Below are 15,026 nucleotides of genomic sequence, written 5' to 3'. Positions count from 1 at the left end.
CTCAACCTCTTTGCGCGCGCGTTGTCATGGCAACGCCTGCACAAATGACCAGCGCACCGATCCAGGTCAGCGGCGGATAATGTTCGCCGAGAAAAAGTGTTCCCGAAATAAGCCCAAGTGCGGCTGCGACATAGCCGATCTGGCTAAGATAGACCGGCCCGCCAACCGCCTGTAGTCGGAAGAACAGGGCGAACATGCCAGCCGACGCAATCGACTGGGCCAGCGCAGCCCATGGCGCGAATGCAAGTGTTTCAATCGGAAACTGGCCGGTGAATATGAGTATTCCAGCAAAAAGCATCAGTGCCGATGCGAGATGGCTTCCGGCTGCAAGCTCGGTCGGATCGGAACTCTTCGGCCAGTCAAGCGTGCGATAGACATTGCCGATGGCGAGAAACACAGGAATGAGCAATGCAGCGGCGATCCACAATGGATCGGCTGGTTTCCCCACCTCGCCGCGCGTCATCGCCACCATCACCGCACCGATAAATCCGGCAGCGATGCCGCCAATCCCAAGCGCGTTGGGACGTCGCAGTCCGAACCCCATCGACAGAACAAGCGTGATGACCGGCGAGAGCGTATACATGATGCCGGTAAAACCCGCTCCAAGGCGCGGAATGGCAGAAAGAATGAGAAGATTGGGCACGGCATAGGAGATGAACGCGGTGCAGATATAGTAACGCAGCCGCCCGCCTGAAAAGCCGATCTTCTTTCCCTGCAGGCGAAGAACAGCGAATAGAATGATCCCTGCACTCGCCGAGAACAGAAATGTCCAGATCGCGGGCGGAATACCGGCCTGCGCGGCAATCTTGCCGAGCGGCAAGATGAGGCCCAGCAAAGTGCCGGTTGCAATCAGCAAAAAAGGCGCAGAATCCGTCAGTTTCATGCGCCTTGTCTCCTATGAGGCAATCAGTTCTTGTCTTCTGGAAATACCGGCAACGGCAGAACGTCGACACCGTCTTCAAGCAGCGAATGCAGATCCTCGCGCGACGCTTCGCCGTAGATACCACGTGTTTCAGTCTCGCCGAAATGAATCTTCCTGGCTTCCTCGGCAAATTTGTCGCCGACATAATCCGCATTCTCGCGAACCTTGCGGCTCAACTCCCGCATTTCGTCCAGTATCTGCTTTTGCGTATCGCCCAGCACCATGGCAATCTTTTCCTTGCCGCGACTTGTCGAAACCGCAGGCGCCATCAGCGACTTCTGAACGGCTTGCGAATTGCACACCGGGCAGGCGACAAGCTTCCTTTCCGACTGACGGTCGAAATCGGCATTGTCGCGAAACCAGCCCTCGAATTCATGGCCCTGATCGCAATGAAGCGAAAAGCGGATCATAGAATTTACGCGTCCTCTTTCTGTTTCGCGGAGCAAGTCCGGACATCGAACTCCCGCGCATTTTTCAGGTTCGGTATCTTGCCGCGCGCAGTAGCGCTTTCCGCCACGTCGATGTCGGCCAGAATGACACCCGGTTCATCGTGATCGGCCTCAGCGAGAATCTTACCCCATGGTGAAACGATGATCGAATGACCATAGGTTTCGCGCCCATCCTCATGCAGACCGCCTTGCGCGGCAGAGATCAGGAATGCACCATTTTCGATGGCACGCGCACGCTGCAAGACGTGCCAGTGGGCCTCTCCTGTCTGTTTCGTGAAGGCAGCCGGGCCGGTGATCACATTGGCACCGGCAAGCGCCTGGGCACGGAACAATTGCGGAAAGCGGATGTCGTAGCAGATCGCCATGCCGAGATTTGCGAAAGGCAGTTCGGCAACGACAGTTTCCTTGCCCGGCTCATAGGTCGCCGATTCACGCCAGCTTTCACCATTGTCCAGATCGACGTCGAACATGTGAATCTTGTCATAGGTGACGAGTTTCTCACCTGAGGGCGTGAAAATTCCGGCGCGATTGGCAATCTTGCCATCACCGGCATCGATAGCCGTTGATCCGATATGCAGGAAGATGCCGTGCTTCGCCGCCAATGCCGAAGCTGCCTTGAAGACCAGATCATTGGCTTCGTCACGCAGGCTTGCCTTGAAGGCCACCCGATCACGCATCATTGCGCCGGTCATTTCCGGCGATTGCACGTAAGTCGCACCCTGAGCTGCCGCTTCAGCGACAAGTTTCTCCAAAGCCTCGATATTGCGGACAACATCTGTGCCGGAACGCATCTGTACTGCAGCAGCGCGGAACGTACTCATCGGCTTCTCCCCTATCCGATCAAATTCTAGGCCAGTTCGCCAGTCTTCAGGAGGCCATCCAGCTTACCCTGGTCTTCCAGCGCGAAAAGATCATCGCATCCGCCAACATGAACAGGCCCGACGAAAATCTGCGGGAAGGTGTTACGGCCCGAACGCTCTTGCATTTCAGCACGCAATTCCGGCGATGCGCCTGCATCGATTTCATTATAAGCAACGCCCTTGCGGGTCAGAAGATCCTTCGCCCGGGTGCAATAAGGGCAACCGATACGCGTGTAGATCGTTACATCAACCATTATAAACTCCAATCGTTTTGGCCACTATATAAGCGGCAAAAGCGCTATCTGGAAGCCCTGACGCTTTTCACGAGCCTGTGTAGCCAATTATCCGGTTCAATCCGGAAGAACACGGCTGAACGTCAGCACATCCACGCTTTTTGCGCCGCCGCGCAGCAGGGCCCGCGTCACCGCCTTGACCGTGGCGCCGGTCGTATAGACGTCGTCGATCAGCAGAACCCGTCGCCCGCGAACATGAATCTCGTGTTCCTGCGGCACACGAAACGCGCCGTCCACATTGCGCTTTCGCTCCTTGATGCCAAGGCCGATCTGCTGTTCGGTCCGGCGCACGCGCTTCACGCCTTGCGGCGCAAAGGGTTTCGCCTCCAGTTTCGCCAAGGCGCGGGCAAGTTCCGCCGACTGGTTGAAGCGCCGCTGCCAGAACCGCCAGCGATGCAGGGGCACCGACAGTATCACATCACATTCATCCAGCAATTCGCGGCCCGCGCGCTGCATCCAGCGCGCCATCCAAGGAGCCAGATCAGTCCGGTCATGAAACTTGAGCGAAACCGCCATCCGCTGTGCCGCGCCCCGGTGCAGGACGGCGGACCGGAGACGCCGGAAAGGTGGAGGATCGGCAATCGCCTCCGCACTCATGAAATTCTCACCGAAATCATGACTGAAAGGTATGCCCAGCACAGGACAGTAAGGCTTTTCTATAAAGCGCAGTTCCGGCCAGCATTTCGGACACAGCGTCCCCGGTTCGGACACATGCATCCGACAACCGATACAAGTTGGCGGAAACAACATGTCTGCCGACGAGCGAACAGCGCTGCTGGCCAGACGCCGAAGCCTTTCGCCCGCGCTACGCAAAAAGGTTTGATGCGTTCTATCGTCATCCGCCATTGCATTCGCCCCCGTTCGAATGCATCTATCCCCGCAACGATTGTACTGAACCTTGCTCGAAAGAGAAGACGAATTCCATGCCTGCGCCGACTGATGATAGCGCGATCTTTGATCGCGATCTCCTGCTCTCGTTTCGCCGCCGCGCCTTTGCGCGCGCCGAACCCGGCGCGGATTTCCTGTTGCAGCGCATTGCCGACGATCTCGCTGATCGTCTCGACGCAGTGGAGCGCCATTTTCCCGTCGCCGTCGATCTGGCTGGCCATACCGGCGCGGCGGCTGCAGCCATAGCACAGACTGGCAAGGCCGACCTGATTGTCCGCATCGAACGCGACAGAGATTTCTTGGACAGCCCATACCCCGCTATTGTCGGCGATGAGGAAATGCTGCCGCTGAAGTCCGGCAGCGCCGATCTTATAGTGTCGCTGATGGCGCTTCACGCCACCAATGACACGCCGGGCACAATGGTGCAGATCGCCCGCGCCCTGAAGCCGGACGGGCTTTTTCTCGCCGCCCTGAGCGGCAGCGGAACGCTGGGTGAATTGCGCGAAAGTCTGCTTCAAGCAGAAATCGAATTGACGGGCGGCGCCTCGCCGCGCATTTTCCCGTTTCCGGACGTACGCGATGTGGGCGGCCTTCTGCAACGTGCAGGTTTCGCCCTGCCTGTAACCGACGTCGACAACATCACGGTGCGCTACGATTCGCTGTTCAACCTGATGGCCGATCTGCGCGCCATGGGCATGCAGAACATCCTGCGCGACCGTTCCCGCAAGCCGGTTTCGAAACGCCTTTTCCTGCGTGCCGCTGAAATCTACGCCGAGCGGTTCTCCGATCCGGACGGACGCATCCGCGCCACTTTCTCTGTCATCTGGCTTTCCGGCTGGGCGCCACATGAATCGCAGCAAAAGCCATTGAAGCCTGGCTCTGCAAAAGCATCGCTCGCGGAAGCGCTAAAAAAGGCTGAGGAAGAATAAAGCATGTCTCCCAAAAGCGGGAACCGGTTTTGGGAATAAAGACATGCGAAAGACGGCTAACAATCGCCGTGGTGGCTGCCGTTTGTCTCGATGATGCAGACGGAATTGGGACTTGGCTGAAGCACGCTCTTGCGCACTGTATAGGTCTGGCCTGCCGCGTGCGGCTGGTTGCCGGTATCACGCTTGATCGAACCGGTCATGGTGCGATCGATCCCGGCCGGGAGCACTGACTGGGCTGCAACTTTGTTTGCCTGATCGTTGAGAACCGGCACAATGATGAGAGCCAGAGCAACAACGGCAGAACCGAACAACAGCACAACGCGCAGGATTCCACGACCAGCCTTCGTTAGCGGCTTGGCCGTATATTCGTTGTGATCAGCGCTAAAATAATTGTTGTCGAAACTCATGCTTCAAGACTCCGGGGCAGCTCGAAAACGAGAATGCCTCAACGGAGTGAATCATAGATTAACCAGCCAGCGGAATCGTAACAAATTGCCAACCTTTTTCCACAGTTGTGGACAGGACCCTCTTTACAGAAGATCCAAAAGGAACGGGATCAGCGGTTCGTCGGCTGGTGGCATCGGATAGTCGCGCATATCCTTCGGGCGAACCCATTTCAGCGCCTGCCCTTCGAGTCCCCGCGCGATACCTTCATAACGGCGGCAGACATAGAGCGGCATGAGCAGGTGGAAGTCATCATAGGTGTGGCTGGCAAATGTCAGCGGTGCAAGGCAGGCCACCTTCGTGGTAATGCCGATTTCTTCCTGCAATTCGCGGATCAGCGTTTCTTCCGGTGTTTCGCCCGGTTCCACCTTGCCACCGGGAAACTCCCACAGCCCGGCAAGCTGCTTGCCTTCCGGGCGCTGCGTCAGCAGAACCCGACCGTCCGAATCCACCAGTGCACAAGCTGCGACCAGAAGAATGCGCCGTCCCTTTGCCTCGGTCATTTCTCGTTGCTCTCCCGATAGGCATAGCGATAGGCTTCCTGAAAGCCGAAGCTCTCGTAAAGAGCAAGTCCGGCGACGTTGTCCGCCTCGATCTGCAGCCATGCCGTCTTCGCACCGAGCTTCGCCGCCCATTTGAGCGCAGAACCGACAATCGCGTGCCCATGCCCCTTGCGCCTTGCGTCACGCAGGGTTCCGACATCGAACAGACCCGCCATCACACCGTCCTGCACACACAGCAGGTTGGACACAGCGCGACCACCTTCCTCCAGCACGAACATTCCCTTGTTCGGGCGAACGCTGTTGAGAAGTTCTGAAAACCCGGGCCGCATATCCTCCGGTCTTTCATGGATCGAAAGCGAGGCATCCACGAAGCGCCCGATATCCTTCAACGGGATCTGGTCGATGGCGCCCGACAAGTCCAGCTCCTCGAGATTTGCCGTCATCACGATAGTTTCGTCCCGGCGCTTCCAGCCAAGCCCTTCGAGATAATCCTCAAGCTCGCGCGGCGCGAGCGGCGAAAGCCTGAAGCAGGGAACGCGGCCATAGGCGCGAAAACGCTGTGCTGCCAGTTCCACACGTGTTGGAATATCGCGCGTGTCGCCGGGATCGAGCGGGTTAATCGAGTTGAGACGCCGGGATGGATGCGCTGCGGTCATGCGTATCGCCCAGGTGCCGTCATAGTGGACCGACGTGGCGGGCCAGGCACGGAAGCCGACGGCTTCAAGCTGGCGTACGATAGCGAGACTTGGGGTGCTGGGTTTTTCCATCACTTCGATCAACTTCTGTAATCGCCGTTGATGGCAACATATTCCTTGGTGAGGTCGCAGGTCCAGACGGTTGCCTTGCCCTTGCCTATCCCCAGATCGACGCGAATACGAATATCCTCGCCCTGCATATAGGCAGACGTCGCTGCTTCCGAATAGGCCGGATCACGCTCGCCCTGATGCGCAACGCGAATATCCCCGAACCAAATCGCGAGCAGGTCACGATCAGCGGGTTCGCCAGCCTTGCCGACAGCCATGACCACGCGGCCCCAATTGGCGTCTTCACCGGCAACAGCCGTCTTCACCAGCGGCGAATTGGCGATGGAAAGCGCAATCTTCTTGGCAGAAGCTGCAGACTTTGCGCCCGTCACTTCCACTTCCACCATCTTGCGTGCGCCCTCACCGTCGCGCACGACTTGCAGCGCCAGCGACTTCAGGAGGCGGCCCAGCGCCTTCTTGAATTCACCAAGACGCTTGTCCGCAGGATCGGTGATCTCAGGTGCGCCGCGTTCTGCCGCCGCACCGGTGGCGAACAACATCAACGTATCCGATGTGGATGTGTCACTATCCACTGTCACAGCATTGAAGGTCGAGCCAACGCCCTTGGAGAGCAGGCTCTGCAACACGCCAGCCTTGATCGGTGCATCAGTGACGACGAAGGAAAGCATTGTTGCCATATCCGGCGCGATCATGCCTGCACCCTTGGCGATACCGTTGATCGTGACCGGCACCTGACCGAGCAGCACCGTTTCGGTCGCAACCTTCGGATAAGTATCCGTGGTCATGATCGCCTGGGCGGCTTCGGTCCAGAAATCCTCGACCGCATCCTTGTTCATATCGCCAAGCAGATGCGCGAACTTGCTTGCATCGAGCGGTTCGCCGATCACGCCGGTTGACGCCAAAAAGACATCGGTTGTGGCGCAACCAACCGCTTTAGCGGTGGCTTCTGCCGTTGCTTCCGTCGCTTCACGGCCCTTGACGCCTGTAAAGGCATTGGCATTGCCGGAATTGACGACGACCGCTCGGGCCTTTCCGTGCACGAGATTGCGTCGGCAGAAATCGACCGGCGCCGATGGGCAGAGCGAACGTGTAAAGACCCCTGCGGCTTCTGCCGGTCGGTCGAAGACCATCAACATCACATCCGTTCGCCCCTTATACTTGATCCCGGCAGCAGCGGTGGCGATGCGTACGCCATGAACGACCGGCATTGTGGGGTAGTGTTTTGGAGCAAGGGGAGAAACAGACGCGGACATATGTGCCTCGATGGAATGCGGTTTCGTAGAAAACCCGAAAATCATAATGCCCGGCAAACGGCGCTACGCGAATTTCGGATTCAAAATATGACGCGCGCATTGGAAAGGTTTGCGGGCCAAAATCAAGCGGGAAACGCGAGATCGAAATAAAAAACGCCCCGGCAAGCCGGGGCGCTGATATTTGACGCCAGTTTTTACTGCTGCGGAGCAGCTTCTTCCGGCGCGTCATCCTTGTCCGCGCCTTCCTGGGCTGCGGCGGCATCCTTCATGGCTTTCTCGACTGCGGGGTCCTTGTAGTCGATCTTCATGCCGTCACGCAGCTTCTTGACGGTTTCGACATAACGCTCGCGCATGATGATCGAACGGATCTGGTCCTTGACCTGATCGAATGCCGGTGGCTGCTTGGTGCGACGATCTTCGAGCTGGATCACGTGGAAACCGAACTGGGTCTGGACCGGCTCCTTGGTGTATTCACCCGGCTTGAGCGCAAAGGCGGCCTTTTCGAATTCAGGCACCATCTGGCCTTCGGCGAAATAACCGAGATCGCCGCCATTGGCTGCGGTGCCGTCGGTCGAGCTTTCCTTGGCGAGGTGCTCGAACTTGGCGCCACCTTCAAGCTTCTTGATGATGGCTTCGGCCTCTTCCTTGGTCTTCACGAGGATGTGACGAGCGCGCACTTCCACCTGCGGCGGCATGGCGGCGATTTCCTTGTCGTAGCGCGCACGCACATCGGCATCGCTGATCTTGTCGACAACGGCATCCTTGAAATATTCGTTATGGAGAGCGCGTTCACGCAGGAATTCCATACGATCCTTGAATTCCTGGGACTGGTCGAGCTTTTCCTTTTCCGCTTCACCAGCCATCGCCTTGATGTCGATCAGGGCAGCAAGCGCAGCCAGACGGCGCTGATCGGCGGGAAGACGCGAGAACTGCGGATCAAGATCGCCTGCAGCCTGATCGACTGCACCAACCGTGATGTCGTTGCCGTTGACAGTCGCCAGAACCTTGGACGGATCTTCCTTTTCAGCAGGGGCTGCAGCCGGTGCGGCAGCAGGCTTTTCAGCATCCTGTGCGAATGCGGCACCTGAGTAGCTTGCCAGCGCCACCGAGGCCGCCAGAGACATGCCGACGACAGCGAGAGCCTTGCGATAAGGGGCTTTCAGAATGGCTTTCATATGGAATTCTCTCCTTCGTGACCGCTTACCGGCCCGATGAATGCGGCGGAATTTGGCCCGGATCTCCCCAATATTGCAACAAAGGAAAGGTTTTCCGACCCATGGTGTGGCGAATTCGAAATTCGCATCACTTTGGAGCAGTGTTGCTAACGAATTTTTGATTCAAAGCCACACCGATAATTTATAGAAACGAGTGTGGTTTACAGATTTGAAGTTCCTGAGCGCAGATGCCATGCAAATGACAGGAACTTCAGATCCACCACACTGGAGCAACGTTGACATCGCCCGAAGCCCCTCTTATCTGTCCTTCGGCTTTACGTCCAGTAAGGGGCGGGGGAATTGCGCCGGAAATGCGCCGTATCTGGCAGCTTTCACAACGCAGTTTTCTTGCAATTGTTTCAATACGCGTGAATAAAGCATTCGACATTGCCGGAAGCGCTTCCGGCTGAACGGACAGGAAAGGACCAGTGATGGTCAGCTTTGGCGGCTTTGCCCGCAAGATATTCGGTTCATCCAATGACCGCCGCGTTAAAACCCTGCGCCAGCGGGCTAATCAGATTACTGCTATCGAGAAGAATTACGAAAATCTTACCGATGAGCAATTGCAGGCCAAGACCGCTGAATTCCGTGCTGCGCTGGCTGACGGCAAAACGCTCGACTCTCTTCTGCCCGACGCTTTCGCAACGGCGCGTGAAGCCGCGAAGCGCGTGCTCGGGATGCGCCCGTTCGACGTGCAGCTGATCGGCGGCATGGTTCTGCACGAACGCGGCATTGCCGAAATGCGCACTGGTGAAGGCAAGACCCTGATGGCGACCCTGCCGGTCTACCTCAATGCGCTTGAGGGCAAGGGCGTGCATGTGGTGACGGTGAACGACTATCTCGCCACCCGCGACGCCGAAACCATGGGCAAGCTCTACAACTTCCTCGGCCTGACCGTCGGCGTTATCAAGCACGGCCTTGACGACGATGAGCGTCGCGCGGCCTATGCTTGCGACATTACCTACGGCACCAACAACGAGCTCGGCTTCGATTATCTGCGCGACAACATGAAATATGAGCGCGCCCAGATGGTGCAGCGTCCGCACAATTACGCCATCGTCGACGAAGTGGATTCGATCCTCATCGACGAAGCACGTACGCCGCTCATCATTTCCGGTCCACTGGAAGATCGCTCCGACTTCTACAATCTCATCGACACCTTCATTCCAGCCCTTGAGCCGGAAGATTTTGAAATCGACGAGAAGCAGAAGACCGCGATCTTCACCGAAGTCGGCACCGAGAAGGTCGAGCAGCTTCTGGAAGCTGCGGGCCACCTCAAGGGTGAAAGCCTCTACGATATCGAGAATGTCGCCGTCGTTCACCACCTGAACAATGCGCTTCGTGCGCACAAGCTGTTCCAGCGCGACAAGGACTATATCGTCCGCAATGACGAAATCGTCATCATCGACGAATTTACCGGCCGCATGATGCCGGGACGCCGTTATTCGGAAGGCCTGCACCAGGCACTGGAAGCCAAGGAACACGTGACCATCCAGCCGGAAAACCAGACTCTGGCATCGATCACCTTCCAGAACTACTTCCGCATGTACAACAAGCTGTCGGGCATGACCGGTACGGCTGCAACGGAAGCGGAAGAATTCGGCAATATTTACGGCCTCGAAGTTCTCGAGATTCCGACCAATCTGCCGGTCAAGCGTATCGATGAAGACGATGAGGTCTATCGCTCTGTCGAGGAAAAATACCGCGCCATCGTGCGCGATATCCGCGCCTCGCACGAAAAGGGCCAGCCAATTCTCGTCGGCACGACCTCGATTGAAAAGTCGGAACAGCTGGCCGAACGTCTTCGCAAGGAAGGCATCAAGGAATTCCAGGTTCTGAATGCTCGCTATCACGAGCAGGAAGCCTATATCATCGCGCAGGCCGGTGTGCCGGGGACAGTCACCATCGCCACCAACATGGCTGGTCGCGGTACCGACATCCAGCTCGGCGGCAATCTGGAAATGCGCGTCCGTCAGGAACTCGCCGATGTACCGGAAGGGCCGGAGCGCGATGCCAAGATCGCGGAAATCAAGGCTGACATCGCGCAGCTGAAGGAAAAGGCACTGGCCGCAGGCGGACTTTACGTTCTCGCCACCGAGCGCCATGAAAGCCGCCGCATCGACAACCAGTTGCGCGGTCGTTCGGGCCGTCAGGGTGATCCAGGCCGTTCGAAGTTCTTCCTGTCGCTGCAGGACGACCTGATGCGCATCTTCGGTTCCGACCGCATGGACAGCATGCTGCAGAAGCTCGGCCTCAAGGAAGACGAAGCCATCGTCCATCCCTGGATCAACAAGGCGCTCGAAAAGGCGCAGAAGAAGGTCGAAGCCCGCAACTTTGAAATCCGCAAGAATCTTCTAAAGTACGACGATGTCATGAACGATCAGCGCAAGGTAATCTTCGAACAGCGTCTGGAAATGATGGACGAAGAGGACCTGACCGAGATCGTTGGCGAAATGCGCCATGAGGTCATCGAGGACATGGTCGCGTTGCGCATCCCCAAAGACGCCTATGCGGAAAAGTGGGATATTGCCGGCCTGAAGGAAGACATCATCTCCAAGCTCAATCTCGACCTGCCGGTCGAGGACTGGGCCAAGGAAGAAGGTATCGCGGAAGAAGAGTTCGAAAACCGCATCAAGGAAGCCGCCGACAAAGCTGCTGCCGAGAAGGCTGAACGCTTCGGCCCGCAGATCATGACCTATGTCGAGAAATCGGTCATCATGCAGTCGCTGGACAATCTCTGGCGTGAGCATCTGGTCAATCTCGACCATCTGCGCTCGGTTGTCGGTTTCCGCGGTTATGCCCAGCGCGACCCGCTGAATGAATACAAGACCGAAGCTTTCGAACTGTTCCAGTCGATGCTTGCCAACCTGCGTGAAGTGGTTATCTCGCAGCTGATGCGCGTCGAGATCGTTCGCGAAGCACCGCCCGAGCCGGAATTGCCGCCAATGACCGGCCGTCACATCGACGGCACAACCGGCGAGAACGATTTCGATGAAGCGGCATGGTCTGAACATCAGCACGACGAACGCAATGTACCTGCTGCCGAACGCGATCCGGCCGATCCGCGCACCTGGGGCAAGGTCAGCCGCAACGAAGCCTGCCCATGCGGCTCAGGCAAGAAGTACAAGCACTGCCACGGCGCTTTCGAGTGATGTGAGCCGAGCTCATTATCGCCTCTGTCGAACAAGCCCCGGCAAGCCATTTGCCGGGGTTTGTGCTTTCCAGAGCATGTCTCCCGAAAGTGGGAACTAGTGGATTGAATTTGACGTTTGATACCCGTCCGATATAAATCCCGTTTCAAACGTCAAATTCGAAAAACCCAATAGATTCATAAAATTACTAGTTGTCTTTTTGCTTCCGACATTTGCTCAACGCTCATATCCCAGGGATGCAAATGTCGGAATCAGACCATTGGCTTCGGGAGACGTGCGTAAAAACAAAGGGATAGAGTATTTCCAATGTTTCAATCAAAGCAGGAAATGCTCTAGCACACGATGGACGTCGACACGCGCCGCGAACAGTTGTGTGGCTTGCTTTATTTTAGATATTTCAAATATAGATGCCGTTTAGAAAATACTCACCATTCCTTGAAGTCTTGCGACCTTCGACAGATTAGACTTTTTCTTTTTCTCTTTATAAAGAACTCCTGTCTAAGGTTTCCATGCGCGCCATAGGCAGCAAAGCATAGACGCGAAAAGCCGGGTTATCCGGTGCAGAACAAGCGGGTCCTGAGAGACCCGCAAAGACAGGGTTGGCAAATAGTGCGGTTTTCGGCAGCTGAAACGGCGAGCCGGTTTCTACCCGGCAGGATCGCGGCCAGGCTTCGTCCCTTGACGGAGCGGCTGGATGCTGTGCTTACGGATAGCGGACCGCGGGCAAGCGCGCAGCGCTCGTCCCTCATTGCCTTTTCCGTGCGCGTGGCGAGTGCGGCAATAGCTCTTCTGTCTCAGGTCATTCTGGCGCGTTGGATGGGTGAATTCGAGTACGGCATCTTTGTCCTCGTCTGGCTAACCATGATTATCATCGGTGATCTGGCCTGTTTCGGACTGCACACCACCATCATCCGCTTCGTACCGGAATATGTGCAGCGCCATATGTTCGGCCTCGTGCGCGGCATTATCCGGACCGGACGCATCTTCGCTTTTACAGCCGCTACACTCATCGCGCTTCTGGGTGCAGGGCTGCTGCTTCTGCTCAAAGACCATGTGGCGAACTATTATCTCGTGCCCTTCATCCTCGGCTTCATCTGCCTGCCGATGATCACGCTCGGCAATATGCTGGATGGCATTGCGCGCTCTCGCACCTGGGTGATGATGGCGCTGACGCCAAGCTATATCGTTCGCCCGCTTCTGGTTCTCCTGTTCATGATTATCGCGCATGAAGCGGGACTACCCTCCACTGCGACTATCGCGCTGGCAGTATCGATTGCCGCAACCTGGCTCACCACCGCCGGGCAATTTCTGACTGTCTACCGCTCAGTGGAGAAAGATATTCCCGCCGCGGGACGCGAACAGCGTCTTGGCGAATGGATAAAAGTTGCCCTGCCGATTTTCCTCGTGGAAGGCTTTTTCTTCCTGCTCATCAATGTCGATGTTCTGATGGTTGGCCACGCGCTCGACCCCGAGCATGTCGCGATCTATTTTGCGGCTACGAAGATCATGGCGCTCGCCCATTTCGTCTATTTCGCAGTAAAGGCCAGCGTCGCCCAGCGTTATTCGGACCTGCTGCACAGTGGCGATCGCGCCGAATTTGCAAGTTTTGCCGAGGCCTCCGTACGCTGGACATTCTGGCCGACGCTGTTCCTCGGCGCCATCATTCTGCTCACCGGCTATCCGCTCCTGCGGCTTTTCGGTCCGGCCTTCACAGCAGGCTATCCGCTTCTGTTCATCCTCATTATCGGGGTGATCGCACGCGCCAGCGTCGGCCCGGCAGAAAGCCTCCTCAACATGTCGGGAAAGCAGAATATCTGCGCGCTCCTTTATGCGGCAACTCTTGCTGTCAACGTCATTCTCAATCTGGTCCTGATACCGCGCTTCGGCCTGACGGGCGCCGCCATTTCAACAGCTATTGCCATGCTGATGGAAGCGGCACTTCTTTCGGCTGCCGTATCACGCACCTTGCACATAACCATGTTCATTCTCATTCCACGAGACCGTACCAAGACCTCGGAGGGGACTTTGTAATGGCCGCGAAACCTTTGCTTGAAGAATCAGCAGGCGGAAATGCAGCTCACATCGTATCGGAACTCTCCGAGAGCGGTATGGCGCACGAAGCCATCAAAAAGCTGGAAGAAAGCCTTCACAGCCGCGATATACCGCGCAAGCTTGCGATTTATGGCGCTGCAGCAGGCTTCGAACTGCGCGACGAACTCGACCACCTGAGCAACCGGACCGTCGAGCCGAACGTGTTCTTCAATGCACGGTTTCTGGCGCCAGCCATGCCGCGCCTTGAAGACCGCGAAGTTCGCTTCATGGTCATGCGCGACGAAAACGAAATCCGCAGCCGCCTGCGCTTCGTCATGCCCTATACGATCGAGCGTCCCGGCTTGCCGCTATCGACGCCTGTGATCCGTGCCTGGTCGACACCGTTCGGGCCGCAAGGCACCCCATTGATCGATCACGACGACCCTGTGGGCGTGCTGGAAGACCTTTTCGATATTCTGGCGCGCAGGCATCTCAAATTGCCGGACGTGCTTGTGCTGCCGGAAATGCGCGCCAACGGCCCGGCTGCGAAACTGATCCGCTCGGTTGCGGTGGGCCGACAACTGCCACTAGTCGCCATTGAGCAGAAGGAGCGTCCCTTTCTCGAAAGCGATCTGGATGGGGATGCCTATATCAGACAGGCCATCAGCGCCCACCATCGCCGGGATTATGATCGGCTGTGGCGCAGGCTGGCAGACAAGGGCGAACTCGCCTATCGCGTTGCCCGCACGCCCGACGAAGTGCGTCACGCATTCGAACATTTCCTGACCCTGGAAGCGAGCGGTTGGAAAGGCAAACGCGGCACCGCCATGGCCGTCGACCGGTTTCGCGCCGCCTTCGCCCGTGAAGCGGTCAACAATCTTGCTGAACGCGACTGCGTGCGCGTGCATACGCTGGAACTGGATGGACGGGTTATCGCCATTTTGATCGTCTTTACGGTTTCGGGAGAAGCCTGGACCTGGAAGACCGCATATGACGAAAGCCTGAACGCCTGGTCGCCCGGCGTTCTTCTGATGATCGAAGTCGTAAAGAACCATCTGAACGATCCCAACATCAATCGCACCGATTCCTGCGCTGTCCCCGACCATCCGGTCATGACGCGGCTCTTCGACAAGCGCGAGACAATCGAAACACTGGTGATTGGCCTCAATCCTTCCACGGACAAGCTCGTCCGTCAGGCTGCCTCACAGATCCATCTTTATCAGCGGACACGCAATCTGGCCCGCATCTTGCGCAATCGCATCCGCAGCTTCACCGAGAGGAAATAGGGTCGAATTTAAGCAACCTTAAAAAAGCCTAGAAATCA

General features: G+C 57.1%; 14 protein-coding genes. 4 read left to right on the top strand and 10 right to left on the bottom strand.

Annotated elements, in window-relative coordinates; all coding sequences use genetic code 11:
- Position 1 precedes the first annotated feature (1 nt).
- From F9K91_RS21300 to F9K91_RS21280, 5 genes are all read right to left on the bottom strand, one after another.
- Positions 2-883, bottom strand: a complete 882-nt coding sequence (locus tag F9K91_RS21300) for a DMT family transporter (protein WP_151555327.1) — start codon at positions 881-883, stop codon at positions 2-4.
- 23 nt (positions 884-906) lie between these two features.
- Entirely contained in the window at positions 907-1,332 is a 426-nt protein-coding gene (locus F9K91_RS21295) for a DUF1178 family protein (RefSeq protein ID WP_151678669.1), read from the bottom strand.
- A gap of 5 nt (positions 1,333-1,337) precedes the next feature.
- Positions 1,338-2,192, bottom strand: coding sequence for a carbon-nitrogen hydrolase family protein (locus F9K91_RS21290; protein ID WP_151678668.1), 855 nt, complete (start codon positions 2,190-2,192; stop codon positions 1,338-1,340).
- Between the two features lie 26 nt (positions 2,193-2,218).
- A complete protein-coding gene (gene grxC / locus F9K91_RS21285; protein ID WP_061344459.1) occupies positions 2,219-2,485 on the bottom strand; it encodes a glutaredoxin 3 in 267 nt (88 codons plus the stop codon).
- Positions 2,486-2,581: 96 nt separating this feature from the next.
- Complete coding sequence (locus F9K91_RS21280) at positions 2,582-3,370, bottom strand: ComF family protein (RefSeq protein ID WP_151678667.1); 789 nt, start codon at positions 3,368-3,370, stop codon at positions 2,582-2,584.
- Positions 3,371-3,447: 77 nt separating this feature from the next.
- On the opposite strand from F9K91_RS21280, the gene F9K91_RS21275 reads away from it, so the two are divergent.
- Positions 3,448-4,341 carry a methyltransferase domain-containing protein gene (locus F9K91_RS21275; RefSeq protein ID WP_151555330.1) on the top strand — a complete coding sequence of 298 codons (894 nt, stop codon included), beginning with the start codon at positions 3,448-3,450 and terminating at the stop codon, positions 4,339-4,341.
- Between the two features lie 56 nt (positions 4,342-4,397).
- On the opposite strand, the gene F9K91_RS21270 is transcribed toward F9K91_RS21275, so the two are convergent.
- The 5 genes from F9K91_RS21270 to F9K91_RS21250 form a co-directional block, all read right to left on the bottom strand.
- Positions 4,398-4,748 (bottom strand): hypothetical protein, encoded by a 351-nt coding sequence (locus F9K91_RS21270; RefSeq protein WP_151678666.1) that lies wholly within the window; start codon positions 4,746-4,748, stop codon positions 4,398-4,400.
- 123 nt (positions 4,749-4,871) lie between these two features.
- On the bottom strand, positions 4,872-5,288 hold the full coding sequence (mutT, locus tag F9K91_RS21265; RefSeq protein ID WP_151555332.1) for an 8-oxo-dGTP diphosphatase MutT: 417 nt from the start codon (positions 5,286-5,288) through the stop codon (positions 4,872-4,874).
- A complete protein-coding gene (locus tag F9K91_RS21260) occupies positions 5,285-6,055 on the bottom strand; it encodes a GNAT family N-acetyltransferase (RefSeq protein WP_061345193.1) in 771 nt (256 codons plus the stop codon). The genes mutT and F9K91_RS21260 overlap by 4 nt, the downstream gene beginning before the upstream one ends.
- Before the next feature lie 8 nt (positions 6,056-6,063).
- Positions 6,064-7,305 (bottom strand): bifunctional glutamate N-acetyltransferase/amino-acid acetyltransferase ArgJ, encoded by a 1,242-nt coding sequence (gene argJ / locus F9K91_RS21255; RefSeq protein WP_151555333.1) that lies wholly within the window; start codon positions 7,303-7,305, stop codon positions 6,064-6,066.
- 194 nt (positions 7,306-7,499) lie between these two features.
- Positions 7,500-8,480 carry a peptidylprolyl isomerase gene (locus tag F9K91_RS21250; protein WP_151678665.1) on the bottom strand — a complete coding sequence of 327 codons (981 nt, stop codon included), beginning with the start codon at positions 8,478-8,480 and terminating at the stop codon, positions 7,500-7,502.
- A 470-nt stretch (positions 8,481-8,950) separates the two neighbouring features.
- Here F9K91_RS21250 and secA point away from each other — a divergent pair, with 470 nt between their 5' ends.
- The 3 genes from secA to bspF all read left to right on the top strand — a co-directional run bounded on the left by secA (position 8,951) and on the right by bspF (position 14,988).
- On the top strand, positions 8,951-11,671 hold the full coding sequence (secA, locus tag F9K91_RS21235) for a preprotein translocase subunit SecA (RefSeq protein WP_061344464.1): 2,721 nt from the start codon (positions 8,951-8,953) through the stop codon (positions 11,669-11,671).
- A 609-nt stretch (positions 11,672-12,280) separates the two neighbouring features.
- Positions 12,281-13,702 (top strand): lipopolysaccharide biosynthesis protein, encoded by a 1,422-nt coding sequence (locus F9K91_RS21230; protein WP_167522247.1) that lies wholly within the window; start codon positions 12,281-12,283, stop codon positions 13,700-13,702.
- Positions 13,702-14,988, top strand: a complete 1,287-nt coding sequence (bspF, locus tag F9K91_RS21225) for a type IV secretion system effector crotonyl transferase BspF (protein ID WP_151555334.1) — start codon at positions 13,702-13,704, stop codon at positions 14,986-14,988. The genes F9K91_RS21230 and bspF overlap by 1 nt, the downstream gene beginning before the upstream one ends.
- Positions 14,989-15,026 lie beyond the last annotated feature (38 nt).

The organism is Brucella tritici (assembly GCF_008932295.1).
In the GTDB taxonomy this organism is placed as follows: Bacteria; Pseudomonadota; Alphaproteobacteria; order Rhizobiales; family Rhizobiaceae; genus Brucella; species Brucella tritici.
The sequence above is the reverse complement of the archived record's forward strand: the minus strand, read 5'-3'. Positions and strand labels throughout refer to the sequence as shown.

Bases quoted from the DNA above. Each gene is read 5' to 3' on its own strand.
- F9K91_RS21300 (WP_151555327.1), bottom strand. From the start codon at position 883: ATGAAACTGACGGATTCTGCGCCTTTTTTGCTGATTGCAACCGGCACT.
- F9K91_RS21295 (WP_151678669.1), bottom strand. From the start codon at position 1,332: ATGATCCGCTTTTCGCTTCATTGCGATCAGGGCCATGAATTCGAGGGC.
- F9K91_RS21290 (WP_151678668.1), bottom strand. From the start codon at position 2,192: ATGAGTACGTTCCGCGCTGCTGCAGTACAGATGCGTTCCGGCACAGAT.
- grxC (WP_061344459.1), bottom strand. From the start codon at position 2,485: ATGGTTGATGTAACGATCTACACGCGTATCGGTTGCCCTTATTGCACC.
- F9K91_RS21280 (WP_151678667.1), bottom strand. From the start codon at position 3,370: ATGGCGGATGACGATAGAACGCATCAAACCTTTTTGCGTAGCGCGGGC.
- F9K91_RS21275 (WP_151555330.1), top strand. From the start codon at position 3,448: ATGCCTGCGCCGACTGATGATAGCGCGATCTTTGATCGCGATCTCCTG.
- F9K91_RS21270 (WP_151678666.1), bottom strand. From the start codon at position 4,748: ATGAGTTTCGACAACAATTATTTTAGCGCTGATCACAACGAATATACG.
- mutT (WP_151555332.1), bottom strand. From the start codon at position 5,288: ATGACCGAGGCAAAGGGACGGCGCATTCTTCTGGTCGCAGCTTGTGCA.
- F9K91_RS21260 (WP_061345193.1), bottom strand. From the start codon at position 6,055: ATGGAAAAACCCAGCACCCCAAGTCTCGCTATCGTACGCCAGCTTGAA.
- argJ (WP_151555333.1), bottom strand. From the start codon at position 7,305: ATGTCCGCGTCTGTTTCTCCCCTTGCTCCAAAACACTACCCCACAATG.
- F9K91_RS21250 (WP_151678665.1), bottom strand. From the start codon at position 8,480: ATGAAAGCCATTCTGAAAGCCCCTTATCGCAAGGCTCTCGCTGTCGTC.
- secA (WP_061344464.1), top strand. From the start codon at position 8,951: ATGGTCAGCTTTGGCGGCTTTGCCCGCAAGATATTCGGTTCATCCAAT.
- bspF (WP_151555334.1), top strand. From the start codon at position 13,702: ATGGCCGCGAAACCTTTGCTTGAAGAATCAGCAGGCGGAAATGCAGCT.